The organism is Vibrio paucivorans (genome assembly GCF_054053395.1).
This window is the reverse complement of the sequence record NZ_CM133230.1, coordinates 3,232,418-3,244,608: the sequence shown is the minus strand read 5'-3', so window position 1 is coordinate 3,244,608 and position 12,191 is coordinate 3,232,418. Positions and strand designations below refer to the sequence as shown.

Here is a 12,191-nt window from a genome sequence, read left to right as displayed (position 1 = left end):
TATGCCATTTGAACCGTTAGTTACCGCAGCGATTGAAACGTCACTGAATACTTTAGTCAACGATGACCCAGAGTTGGTGCGTCGTTTGGCTCGACTAAAAGGTCAAGTCATTCAGGTTCACCTTAAAGAGTTAAACAAAACCCTAACTTTTATCTTCAGCCAACAGATAGATGTATTGGGTAACTATGAAGGTCAACCCGACTGTTACTTGTCACTGAACCTATCAGTATTGCCGGAGCTGCGTGAGCAAGCCAATATCACTAAGCTGATCAAGCAAGATAAACTGGTGTTAGAAGGCGATATCCAGCTGGCTCAAAAGTTTGCTCAATTGATGACGGACTGCAAGCCTAACGTCGAAGAATGGTTATCTCGTGCAACGGGTGATGTGGTTGCACACACTCTCGTACAAGGTGCGAAAGATGTTGGTGCCTTTGTTCAAAAACGAGTGGCTAAGCATCAAGACCATCTCGCACAAGTATTAACTGAGGAATGGAGAGTCGCGCCTGGGCCATTGGAAGTCGCGTATTTCTGCGATCAGGTCGATGAGGTGAAAAGCCAAGCTGCTCGTATTGAAGAACGCTTAAACCGCTTGGTGGAGAACGCATGACCCCAACCGAAGTAAAACGCCTCTACCATATTATTAAAGTGCAGCTTGAGTATGGCTTAGATGAGCTCTTGCCTACTCATGAGTTGACCAAAGCGCCACTTCTGGCACGTAAATCTCTATTTTGGATTAAAAACAAACACGCCGATAAACCTCTGGGTGACCGACTGCGCCTTGCCTTGCAAGAGTTGGGTCCGGTGTGGATTAAGTTTGGTCAAATGATGTCGACCAGGCGAGATCTTTTCCCTCCGCATATCGCCGATCCACTTGCGATGTTACAAGACAAGGTCGCGCCTTTTGATGGCCAGTTAGCCAAACAGCAAATGGAGCTGGCATTAGGTGGTGAACTCGAGCAGTGGTTTACGGATTTCGATATTACACCACTGGCATCGGCCTCAATTGCTCAGGTCCATACTGCTAAACTGAAAGAGTCTGGTCGTGAAGTCGTGTTGAAAGTCATTCGCCCAGACATTAAACCTGTCATAGATGCTGACTTAAAATTGATGCATCGCATGGCAAAAATTGTTGCAAAGGCGCAACCTGAAGCACGTCGTTTAAAACCGGTTGAAGTGGTACGTGAGTACGAAAAGACCATACTCGACGAACTTGACCTGCGTCGTGAAGCCGCGAATGCGATTCAACTGCGTCGTAACTTCGAAGGCAGTGAGGAACTCTACGTACCAGAAGTGATTACCGAGCACAGTAATGAAACTGTCATGGTTTCTGAACGTATCTATGGTATTCAAGTCTCTGATATTGAAGGTTTGAAAGCGAACGGCACCAACATGAAGCTGCTAGCTGAGCGTGGTGTGAGTGTGTTCTTCACTCAGGTATTTCGCGACAGTTTTTTCCACGCGGACATGCACCCAGGTAACGTGTTTGTTCAGCCTGAGCATCCAGAAAACCCACAGTGGATTGGTTTGGATTGTGGCATCGTCGGGACATTGAACAGTGAAGATAAGCGCTACCTAGCGGAAAACTTCCTAGCTTTCTTCAACCGAGACTATCGCCGAGTGGCGGAATTGCACGTCGATTCTGGTTGGGTTCCACGTGAAACCAACATTGATGAATTTGAGTTTGCGATTCGTATTGTATGTGAGCCGATTTTTGCCAAACCTTTGTGTGAAATTTCGTTTGGCCATGTACTACTTAACCTATTTAATACGGCTCGCCGTTTTAATATGGAAGTACAACCGCAGTTGGTGTTGTTGCAAAAAACATTGCTGTATGTAGAAGGATTAGGGCGTCAGCTCTACCCACAACTTGATTTATGGGAAACCGCAAAGCCATTCTTAGAAGAGTGGATGATGAATCAAGTGGGCCCACAAGCGGTGATCAATGCGGTGAAAGATCGCGCGCCGTTTTGGGCAGAGAAGTTACCGGAACTGCCGGAGCTGCTATACGATAGCTTGCGACAAGGTAAAGCGATGAACCAGAGAATGGATCAGCTTTATCAAGGCTATCGAGAAAGCAAGCGCCAGCAGGCGACAGGAAAGTTTTTATTTGGTGTTGGAGCCACTTTAGTCGTATGCTCGGCAATATTGGTGAACAACGCTTATGAGCAGCTATCAGTGGTAAGTGGCGTCGCAGGTGTCACATTTTGGTTGCTTAGTTGGCGAGCTTACCGTCGTTAGACGTTAAACTCTTGAAAAAATTGTGTGTAATAAAGACCCGAGGTAAAAAGAATGGGTGGTATTAGTATTTGGCAACTTCTTATCATTGCCGTAATTGTTGTATTGCTGTTCGGAACAAAGAAACTACGCGGTATCGGTGGTGATTTGGGTGGCGCAGTAAAAGGCTTCAAGAAGGCGATGAGCGAAGACGAATCAGCAGACAAGAAAGACGCTGACTTCGAACCAAAAGCTGTTGATCAGCAAAAGAGCGTAGAGCAGCAGAAAAAAGAAGCCGCTGATACAGAAACTAAGAAAGACAAAGAGCAGGCGTAACAAGTGTTTGATATCGGTTTTTGGGAACTGGTATTAATATCTGTAGTGGGGCTGGTGGTACTTGGGCCAGAGCGTTTGCCTCATGCGATTCGCAGTGTTTCCAAATTTGTGGGCGCAGCGAAAAACATGGCAAACAGTGTGAAAGATGAATTGTCACACGAGCTTAAAGTTCAAGAGCTGCAAGAAAACTTGCGTAAAGCAGAAAAGATGGGGATGGAAGACCTGTCTCCTGAGCTGAAATCTTCTGTTGAAGAGCTCAAGCAGGCTGCGCAAGATGTCCAACGTCCGTATGCGAGCAAAAGCGACTCTGCACCGAAACAGGCAGAGGCTGTGAATGAGAGCATTGAGTCCATTCCAAGCGCCGATGACGCAGGTACAGTTGAAAGCAAAGTGGTGAATCACGACGCTACGCAACCAAGTACAACGGCAGATAAAAAAGCCGAATAGTCTCGCATTATAGGAGCTACAGCTTAAGGTAATGAGTTTGTAGCTCCTTTTCGATCTTATATAGTTGAGGTTTGATATGTCTTCGGTTGAGCAGACACAACCTTTAATCAGCCACTTGTTGGAACTTCGTAACCGCTTATTACGCGCTATTCTGGCCGTATTGGTGGTGTTCCTCGGGCTGATTTATTTTGCTAACGATATCTACGAATTTGTTTCTGCACCTTTGGTAGACCGCCTACCAGAAGGGGCAACGATGATTGCAACCGATGTTGCATCGCCATTTTTTACCCCGTTAAAGCTAACGTTGATCGCATCTATTTTCGTTGCGGTGCCGTTTATTCTCTATCAAGTCTGGGCATTCGTTGCTCCGGGTTTGTATAAGCATGAACGTAAGCTGATTATGCCGTTGATGTTCTCGAGCTCGCTACTGTTTTACTGTGGTGTTGCGTTCGCCTACTTTGTGGTGTTTCCACTGGTGTTTGGCTTCTTTACCGCAATTTCATTAGGTGGTGTGGAGTTTGCCACTGACATCTCGAGTTACTTAGATTTTGTCCTAGCACTGTTTTTGGCGTTTGGTATCGCTTTTGAAGTGCCTGTAGCGATCATTTTGCTATGTTGGACTGGTGCAACGGATCCGAAAAGTCTGAGCGAGAAGCGCCCCTATATAGTAGTTGGTGCATTTGTCATCGGCATGATGCTGACACCGCCAGATATGATTTCGCAAACCTTACTTGCTATTCCAATGTGTCTACTGTTTGAAGTTGGATTGTTCTTCGCCCGCTTCTATGTACGAAAAGACAGAGACGAAGAAGAGCAACAAGCAGACTAGTTTACTGAAGCAGATAAAGAGAAGGCTTGCCAATCGGCAAGCCTTTTTATTGCTGTTTTTTCGTTGTTAGGGCCTGCTCATCGATTATTCGAGGCGATCACTTTAGACAGCGCTAGGTTTACCTTTACAGCTTAAATAGAGCGCGAGCATTAGCGGTGGTGAACTGGTCTACTTGCTCTAGGCTAAGCTCACGTAAGTCGGCTACGCGCTGTGCGACCAATGACGTGTAGGCAGGCTCATTACGTTTGCCGCGATGTGGCACTGGCGCTAAGTAAGGGCAGTCTGTTTCTAGAATGACGTAATCTAAGTTCAGGTGTGGAATGACTTTATCCATTCCCCCGTTTTTGAACGTCGATACACCGCCCAAACCAAGGTGAAAACCGAGATCATTAATGGTTTTGGCTTCTTCAATGCTGCCGCCGAAACAGTGGAATACTCCACTGAGTGACCCATCTTGCTCGCCTTTAAGTAAAGTGAGTGTCTCTTCGATGGAGTCTCGGGTATGAATTACTACGGGCAAGTTCATTTCTTTGGCCCAGTTAAGCTGAGTAACAAACGCCATCTCTTGTTCTGCTTTATAGGTTTTATCCCAATACAGGTCGATACCGATTTCACCGACAGCAATGAAATTGTGTTTATCAAACCAAGAGTGAATGGTTGCTAGAGTATCTTTAACGTTGGCGTCTACATAACAAGGGTGCAAGCCCATCATAGAACGACATACTTCTGGGTATGCGGCTTCTGTGGCTAACATCGGTTGAATGGAATCTAAGTCGATGTTTGGTAGTAGGATGTTTTCAATGCCTTGCTCTAACGCTCGCTGAACCACTTGGTCGCGGTCTTGATCAAATTCGGTGGCGTAAATATGGGCATGTGTATCGATCATGGTCACTCTCGTTGTGGGCTATCAGACTATCTGGGCAAAGTATACGGTAGTGTGAACCTTTGGTCATTTTTCTAATTTTTCAATTTTGCTGCTAGCGTCAGCAAGCGAGAGTGATATGATTTTGCTACGCACTTTAACCAGACAAGGAGAATAGAGTGTCTGTATCTATCCAAGGGCAATTTCCAGGGCGTCGTATGCGCCGTATGCGTAAGCACGAGTTTAGCCGTCGTTTAATGGCGGAGAATCAGCTATCAGTGAGCGATCTTATTTACCCAATGTTCATTTTAATGGGTAAAGACCGTCGTGAGCCTGTGGAATCCATGCCAGGTGTTGAGCGTTTGTCGATCGACCTAATGCTGGAAGAAGCGCAGTACTTAGCGAATTTGGGTGTACCTGCGATCGCTCTATTCCCAGTGGTTAACCAAGATGCGAAAAGCTTATGTGCTGCAGAAGCGTATAACCCAGAAGGCCTTGTTCAACGTGCTGTTCGTTCACTGAAAGAACACATCCCACAAATTGGTGTGATCACTGATGTGGCACTGGACCCATTCACAACCCATGGTCAAGACGGCATCATTGATGAAGATGGTTATGTGCAAAACGATGAGACCACTGAAGTGTTGATTAAACAGGCTCTGTCTCATGCTGAAGCCGGTGCAGATGTGGTTGCTCCGTCAGATATGATGGATGGCCGTATCGGTAAGATTCGTGAAGCGCTAGAAGAAGCGGGGCACATTCATACCCAAATTATGGCTTACTCGGCTAAGTATGCGTCTTGCTATTATGGTCCATTCCGTGATGCAGTCGGCTCGGCATCCAACCTGAAAGGTGGTAACAAGAAGAACTACCAAATGGATCCGGCCAACAGCGATGAAGCGATCCAAGAAGTGGCGCTAGATATCAATGAAGGCGCTGATATGGTAATGGTTAAGCCTGGCATGCCTTATCTAGACATTGTTCGTCGTGTGAAAACTGAGCTGCAAGTGCCAACTTTTGCTTACCAAGTTTCTGGTGAGTACGCGATGCATAAAGCGGCGATTCAAAATGGCTGGCTAAGTGAGCGTGATACCGTGATGGAATCTTTGTTGTGCTTTAAGAGAGCTGGTGCTGATGGCATCCTGACGTATTTTGCAAAAGACGTGGCCGAGTGGCTAGCGGAAGAAAACGCTCAAGCGGCTCAGCATCTGAATCAAGACTAGGGTCTGTTAAGTTAGAGAATAAGGCTGGCATCATGCTGGCCTTTTTTAATTTTGGGAGAAGGTATGAGTGTAGTAGTTCGACAAGGTAGCTTGGAAGAAGTGGTTCAAGTTGTCTCAGCAATTCAAGAATTTGCCCAAAAAGAAACCGTACAATCTCTGCTGAAACGATTGGATGGGAAAACGTCATTAGTCTTAGTGGCAGAAGAGCGGGGGCAGTTACTTGGATTTAAGATTGGCTACGAGATCGATAATGAGACGTTCTATAGTTGGTTTGGTGGTGTGTCCCCTTTAGCGAGAAATAAAGGGGTGGCGCAAAAATTATTGGACGTCCAAGAACAGTGGGTGGTGGAGCACGGCTATACACAGCTGAAAGTAAAATCGCGCAATCAATTTCCTGCGATGTTAAGGCTTCTGATTAGAAACTCATATCTAATTGAAAATTATGAAAAAAGAGATCCTATTATTGAATCTAGGATCGAGTTTGTTAAGTCGCTTAAAAAATAAATGAGAAAAAATCTCATTTAGGTGTTGACTGTTAAATGAGAATCATTATTATTAAACCTGTCTTAGGGAATGAGGAAAAGTTCACAAGGACGTTGAATTACCAGATTCAGATTGGAGACGGTGATGACACTGAACTTAAACGAACTTGCACTAGTTCTTTTTGACACGACATTGCTCACATTGCTTCCAGTGTAATTTATAGCTTTATGGCAAAGTTGTTCATTCACCTTGAATCAGCTTTGACCCCTTATGCTAGGCGACATCTTCGGGTGTCGCTTTTTTTCTGCCTAAAATTTGGATCTTGGTGTGCGAATAAAAGGACACCAGCAGTCTTTTCCACAATGCAAGATCGCTTAGGGATCATGGTGGGAATGAACGATCTTGATCAATATTCATTTAAATCAATGCATTATACCTATCAAATTCATATTGTTTGAGTTGCGCAACGCGAGCATGAAAATTATATAAACAGAGTTATCCACAGATGGTGTCGGCTCAAGGTGAATAAATCTTCAAATGTGTGAGTAAGGTTTATCGACTTAAAATGGAATCAAAATGGCAGTCATGGCATTCTAGGCAGATCTTATTCTGCATTCTCTTTGGATACAAAAGACTATGGCTCGCATACCTGATAATCCGTTGATTTTAATCGACGGTTCTTCTTACCTTTACCGCGCTTTTCATGCTTACCCTGGCACCATGAGCAACGGTGATATTCCAACTAACGCAGTCTACGGTGTAGTGAATATGCTACGCAGTATGATGCGCCAGTTTTCTTCTGATCGTATTGCAGTGGTCTTCGATGCGAAAGGTAAGACATTCCGTGATGATATGTATCCAGAGTACAAAGCGAACCGACCACCTATGCCGGACGATCTTCGTTGCCAGATCGAACCATTGCACAATGTTATTCGTGCAATGGGGCTGCCTCTTATTTCTATCCCTGGTGTAGAAGCCGATGACGTAATCGGTACGCTCGCGGCGCAAGCCTCCAAAGCTGGTATGCCGGTATTGATTAGTACCGGTGATAAGGATATGGCTCAGCTAGTCGATGACAATGTTACCTTGATCAACACTATGACTAATGTCGTGATGGACAGAGAGGGCGTGATAGAGAAATTCGGTATCCCACCAGAGCTCATCATCGACTACCTCGCTCTGATGGGTGATAAAGTGGATAACATTCCGGGCGTACCGGGTGTCGGTGATAAAACCGCGACCGCTTTACTGCAAGGCATTGGTGGCTTAGACAAGCTTTACGAAAATCTAGACGACATAGCACCGCTTGGTTTCCGCGGTTCAAAAACGATGGCTAAAAAGCTGGTCGACAACAAAGAAAATGCCGAGCTTTCTTATGAGCTGGCTACCATTAAATTGGATGTTGAGTTAGAAGAAACACCAGAATCTTTGCTAAAAGCTGAGCCAAACAAAGATGAGCTGATCAAACTCTACGGTCAGTTAGTATTTAAATCATGGCTGAATGAGTTATTAGAAGGCGGCACTGGCGTTGTGGAAGCCGACGAAAAGTCAGGAGCTGTCCGTAGTGGCGTTGCGGCAACCAGCACTGTAGAGATGGATACCTCAGCCGTAACGATTGATCGCAGCCAGTACGAAACCATTTTGGATGAAGCGAGCTTCAATCAATGGCTCGAGAAGCTAAAAGCCAGCGACGTATTTGCGTTTGACACTGAAACCGATAGCTTAGACTACATGGTTGCCAACCTTGTCGGCTTATCATTTGCGACAGAGGAAGGGATCGCAGCCTATGTACCTGTTGCGCACGACTACCTTGATGCACCACAGCAACTGGATCGCGATTGGGTCCTTGAGCAACTGAAGCCTATCTTAGAGGATGACACTCAAGCCAAGGTTGGCCAAAATCTGAAATACGATGCAAGCGTATTGGCTCGCTACGGTATTGAGATGAAGGGCATTAAGCATGACACCATGCTTGCTTCATACGTTTTCAATAGCGTTGGTGGCAAACACGATATGGACAGTTTAGCGCTACGCTTCTTGCAGCATAGCTGTATCTCATTTGAACAAATTGCAGGTAAAGGTAAGAACCAGCTTACTTTCAATCAAATCGATCTTGAGCAAGCTTCCCCATATGCGGCTGAAGATGCAGATGTGACATTGCGATTGCATAACCGCATTTACAGCAACATTGAACAAGATGAAAAGCTCAAAGCCATCTACCAAGATATTGAAGTGCCATTGGTGCCTGTTTTATCTCGTATTGAAAGAACCGGTGTGTTTATCGATGACATGTTACTTGGTGCGCAATCTCAAGAGATCGCTGCTCGTCTCGATGAGCTAGAACAAAAGGCGTATGAAATTGCGGAGCAAGAATTCAATATGAATTCTCCTAAGCAGTTACAGGCGATTTTATTTGAGAAGATGGGTTTACCTGTCATCAAGAAAACGCCATCGGGTACACCTTCGACCAACGAAGAAGTGTTACAAGAATTGGCACTGGATTACCCACTACCGAAGTTGATTCTGGAGTATCGCGGCTTGGCGAAGCTGAAGTCGACCTACACCGATAAACTGCCTAAGATGATTAACCCAGAAACCGGGCGAGTTCACACCTCATACCATCAAGCTGTCACGGCGACAGGGCGTTTGTCTTCAACCGATCCTAACTTACAGAACATTCCAATTCGTAATGAAGAAGGCCGTCGAATCCGCCAAGCTTTCGTTGCACCTCATGGGCATAAGATTCTTGCTGTCGACTATTCTCAAATCGAACTGCGTATCATGGCGCACCTATCGGGTGATAAAGCCTTATTGGATGCTTTCCAGCAAGGTAAAGATATCCACGCTGCGACGGCGGCAGAGATCATTGGTGTTGATATCGACCAAGTCAGTAGCGAACAGCGTCGCCGTGCAAAAGCCGTTAACTTTGGTCTTATCTATGGCATGAGTGCGTTTGGTTTGGCTAAGCAACTGGGTATTCCACGTGGTGAAGCACAGCAGTATATGGATACGTACTTCGAGCGTTACCCTGGTGTGATGCAATACATGGAAGACACTCGTAGTGCAGCGGCTGAGCAGGGCTTTGTTGAAACCATCTTTGGCCGTCGTTTGCACTTACCTGAAATCAAATCGCGTAATGGTATGCGTCGTAAAGCCGCTGAGCGTGCCGCTATCAACGCACCAATGCAGGGTACAGCAGCAGATATTATTAAAAAGGCGATGTTGTTGGTGGATGAGTGGATTCAAGCTGAAGGCGCGGGCCGAGTGAAACTACTTATGCAAGTACACGATGAATTGGTGTTTGAAGTGGAAGAGTCAGCTTTGACCGAAATTGAAAGTAAAGTACAACAATTGATGGAATCGGCTGCGGAGTTAGATGTGCCTCTAGTGGCCGAAGCGGGCCATGGTGACAACTGGGATCAGGCCCACTAGACAAATATTAGTCAATTTGAGTGAATAATCATGAGCCAGCGCACAAACGCTGGCTTTTTTTTGTCGCTAAAAAAGAGCCTGATAAAAATCGCCATTTGTACTTTAAGAAAAATTTAATGAAAAAAAACTACAAAAACAGTTTCTATTTCTGACCAATTGTTGTACATTAATCGGCGTAGGGTACAGAGGTAAGATGTTCTATCTTTCAGACCTTTTGTTTCACGTTATTGGATTAGGCTGATTCAGCCGCCCCAGTCAGTTTTTGACTGGGGCGTTTTTTATTGGGCGAAAGAAAATTTCTCGCTGGTGTAATCCATCCCCTTTCCGTTCTAAACTTTCACTTCTATGAGCGCTTTCTTAACGCTGCTTTAGTAATTTTGCTTCCTTCACAGTTTTGTTATTTTCTGTAACTAACCAAGTGAGTTTGGAGTAGGGGATTTATCAATAATCTGTTTTTTATTAATGAGTTAATAGATATTTGAACTGCTCCCAGAGCCGGGAATCTAATGGTTGAAAATTATCCGAGTATCAGTGATGCTAGCGGCATAATAATAATTACTTCTATTTCTCTCCCGTTGCCCCACCAGGATGGTGGGGATTTTTATGCCTGTAATAACGCTAGCGACAAAAAAAGCCCCACACAGTCGGCAGGGCTTCTTAGAGGTATTACGCAGTCAGAAGTGTTTAATCTTCTGAACTCTCATTTTGTGTGTCGCTATCTCCGCTCTCTGCGTCTTCTATATCAGCATCTAGGTGGGCAAAAGCTGGTGCGTACCACTCATCTAGCTTATTACGTAGCGTATCGACACCGATTCCCTTTAATGAAGAGAAAGCAGCAACACTCACATCACCACCAAAACCAACTGCATCTTTCTTGATCTTCAATACTTGAGCTTTACGTGCGCCACTCTTTAGTTTGTCTGCTTTTGTTAACAAAACTTGTACTGGAATGCCACAATCGACCGCCCAGAAAATAAGTTGCTGGTCTAGGTCTTTCATTGGATGACGAATATCCATCAACACAACCAAGCCTTTCAAGCATTTGCGCTTTTGTAGGTATTCACCCAGTGACTTTTGCCACTTTTTTTTCATTTCTAGCGGAACTTGGGCAAAACCATACCCTGGCAAGTCGACAATGTGACAACCTTCATCGACTTTAAATAGGTTTATCAACTGTGTACGGCCAGGGGTTTTACTGGTTTTGGCCAGTGCACGTTGATTCGTTAAGCGGTTCAATGAACTGGATTTTCCCGCATTGGAGCGTCCTGCGAACGCAATTTCGATTCCTTCGTCTTCTGGTAAATGACGAATATCAGGCGCACTGGTAATGAAATGCGTGTTTTGGTAATGAATTTTTACGCTCACTGTTAACTCCATCTCGACTTTGTGTAGTCGATTGATTACTTTTTTGTGAAATTGTGTAAAATAACCGTGCTCGGCATAAGGTCGCCTATTGTACCATGAGTGGCAACGCAGAGTGGTACCGGAAGCTTGATAATTATAATGGAATGTCATGAAGAAATTAGCGCTAATCTTGAGTCTTTTAGCCAGCTGCTCAGTATGGGCCCAAGGTAGTATTGAAGCTGGTAAAGCAAAATCCCAAACATGTGTTGCCTGCCACGGGGCAGATGGTAACAGTCAATTAACGATGTACCCTAAGCTAGCGGGTCAACATGCTAAGTATCTTGAGAAGCAGTTGAAAGACCTAAAGCTAGGTATGACTAGTGGCGGTAAGCAAGGTCGTGTCGACCCTGTGATGGGCGGTATGGCGATGCCACTGTCTGAGCAAGATATGGCTGATCTAGCGGCTTACTATGCTTCATTGCCTATTTCACCAAATACTACGCCAGAAAATGTAGTTGAACAGGGTAAAACTCTGTACACAGCAGGTGATGCAGAGCGTGGCTTAACGGCGTGTATTGCGTGTCATGGCCCACGTGGTAATGGTACTGAGCTATCAGGGTTCCCGAAAATCTCTGGTCAACATGCTGATTACATCAAGCTTCAGCTAGAAAAATTCCGTGACGACACTCGTGCAAATGACATGAATGAAATGATGCGCGACGTTGCGAAGAAACTAACAGATGAAGAAATTGTTGTACTGTCTAAATATGTTGGTGGCCTACACTAAGCCCTAAATCGTTCGAGCAAAGTTAAATGAAAACGCCTCAGCTGCCTGCTGGGGCGTTTTCTTTTGTAGAGCATTCATCTTTCACGGTCTGGTTGCGCGCCAACTTTGAGACATGCAGCACGGTGCCTTTTTTATCGTGCTACCAAGTTTGCTTAACCCTTTGTAAGAGATCTGCCATACGTTAACGCAACGATCACTATGTCTTCTTTGTAAGCACATGAAAAATAAAGATCT

The 12,191-nt window shown here is 45.1% G+C and carries 12 protein-coding genes; 10 read left to right on the top strand and 2 right to left on the bottom strand.

Annotated elements, in window-relative coordinates:
- Position 1: 1 nt before the first annotated feature.
- From ACXABW_RS14815 to tatC, 5 genes are all read left to right on the top strand, one after another.
- Positions 2–607 (top strand): ubiquinone biosynthesis accessory factor UbiJ, encoded by a 606-nt coding sequence (locus tag ACXABW_RS14815; RefSeq protein ID WP_457523313.1) that lies wholly within the window; start codon positions 2–4, stop codon positions 605–607.
- Positions 604–2,238 (top strand): ubiquinone biosynthesis regulatory protein kinase UbiB, encoded by a 1,635-nt coding sequence (gene ubiB / locus ACXABW_RS14810; protein ID WP_457523312.1) that lies wholly within the window; start codon positions 604–606, stop codon positions 2,236–2,238. Before ACXABW_RS14815 ends, ubiB begins: the two co-directional genes overlap by 4 nt.
- A 51-nt stretch (positions 2,239–2,289) precedes the next feature.
- Positions 2,290–2,550: a Sec-independent protein translocase subunit TatA gene (gene tatA, locus ACXABW_RS14805; RefSeq protein ID WP_252028825.1), complete on the top strand. Its 261-nt coding sequence runs from the start codon at positions 2,290–2,292 to the stop codon at positions 2,548–2,550.
- A 3-nt stretch (positions 2,551–2,553) separates the two neighbouring features.
- Positions 2,554–2,997 (top strand): Sec-independent protein translocase protein TatB, encoded by a 444-nt coding sequence (gene tatB / locus ACXABW_RS14800; protein WP_252028823.1) that lies wholly within the window; start codon positions 2,554–2,556, stop codon positions 2,995–2,997.
- A 76-nt stretch (positions 2,998–3,073) separates the two neighbouring features.
- On the top strand, positions 3,074–3,826 hold the full coding sequence (gene tatC / locus ACXABW_RS14795) for a twin-arginine translocase subunit TatC (protein WP_265686826.1): 753 nt from the start codon (positions 3,074–3,076) through the stop codon (positions 3,824–3,826).
- 124 nt (positions 3,827–3,950) lie between these two features.
- Here the strand turns inward: tatC and ACXABW_RS14790 are convergent, their stop codons facing one another.
- Positions 3,951–4,712: a TatD family hydrolase gene (locus ACXABW_RS14790; protein WP_457523310.1), complete on the bottom strand. Its 762-nt coding sequence runs from the start codon at positions 4,710–4,712 to the stop codon at positions 3,951–3,953.
- Positions 4,713–4,867: 155 nt separating this feature from the next.
- On the opposite strand from ACXABW_RS14790, the gene hemB reads away from it, so the two are divergent.
- The 4 genes from hemB (at position 4,868) to ACXABW_RS14770 (ending at position 10,067) form a co-directional block, all read left to right on the top strand.
- The gene (gene hemB / locus ACXABW_RS14785; protein ID WP_265686828.1) at positions 4,868–5,911 is read left to right on the top strand and encodes a porphobilinogen synthase; all 1,044 of its coding nucleotides are present in this window, start codon (positions 4,868–4,870) and stop codon (positions 5,909–5,911) included.
- Between the two features lie 63 nt (positions 5,912–5,974).
- Positions 5,975–6,415, top strand: a complete 441-nt coding sequence (locus ACXABW_RS14780) for a GNAT family N-acetyltransferase (RefSeq protein ID WP_252028818.1) — start codon at positions 5,975–5,977, stop codon at positions 6,413–6,415.
- A gap of 615 nt (positions 6,416–7,030) precedes the next feature.
- Entirely contained in the window at positions 7,031–9,826 is a 2,796-nt protein-coding gene (gene polA / locus ACXABW_RS14775) for a DNA polymerase I (protein WP_457523307.1), read from the top strand.
- A gap of 193 nt (positions 9,827–10,019) precedes the next feature.
- Positions 10,020–10,067: a hypothetical protein gene (locus tag ACXABW_RS14770; RefSeq protein WP_438356636.1), complete on the top strand. Its 48-nt coding sequence runs from the start codon at positions 10,020–10,022 to the stop codon at positions 10,065–10,067.
- 443 nt (positions 10,068–10,510) lie between these two features.
- Here ACXABW_RS14770 and yihA read toward each other — a convergent pair whose 3' ends face one another.
- Positions 10,511–11,191, bottom strand: a complete 681-nt coding sequence (gene yihA, locus ACXABW_RS14765; RefSeq protein WP_457523306.1) for a ribosome biogenesis GTP-binding protein YihA/YsxC — start codon at positions 11,189–11,191, stop codon at positions 10,511–10,513.
- Between the two features lie 148 nt (positions 11,192–11,339).
- Here yihA and ACXABW_RS14760 point away from each other — a divergent pair, with 148 nt between their 5' ends.
- On the top strand, positions 11,340–11,957 hold the full coding sequence (locus ACXABW_RS14760) for a c-type cytochrome (protein ID WP_252028814.1): 618 nt from the start codon (positions 11,340–11,342) through the stop codon (positions 11,955–11,957).
- Positions 11,958–12,191: the final 234 nt, after the last annotated feature.

Bases quoted from the DNA above. Each gene is read 5' to 3' on its own strand.
- ACXABW_RS14815 (WP_457523313.1), top strand. From the start codon at position 2: ATGCCATTTGAACCGTTAGTTACCGCAGCGATTGAAACGTCACTGAAT.
- ubiB (WP_457523312.1), top strand. From the start codon at position 604: ATGACCCCAACCGAAGTAAAACGCCTCTACCATATTATTAAAGTGCAG.
- tatA (WP_252028825.1), top strand. From the start codon at position 2,290: ATGGGTGGTATTAGTATTTGGCAACTTCTTATCATTGCCGTAATTGTT.
- tatC (WP_265686826.1), top strand. From the start codon at position 3,074: ATGTCTTCGGTTGAGCAGACACAACCTTTAATCAGCCACTTGTTGGAA.
- ACXABW_RS14790 (WP_457523310.1), bottom strand. From the start codon at position 4,712: ATGATCGATACACATGCCCATATTTACGCCACCGAATTTGATCAAGAC.
- ACXABW_RS14780 (WP_252028818.1), top strand. From the start codon at position 5,975: ATGAGTGTAGTAGTTCGACAAGGTAGCTTGGAAGAAGTGGTTCAAGTT.
- polA (WP_457523307.1), top strand. From the start codon at position 7,031: ATGGCTCGCATACCTGATAATCCGTTGATTTTAATCGACGGTTCTTCT.
- ACXABW_RS14760 (WP_252028814.1), top strand. From the start codon at position 11,340: ATGAAGAAATTAGCGCTAATCTTGAGTCTTTTAGCCAGCTGCTCAGTA.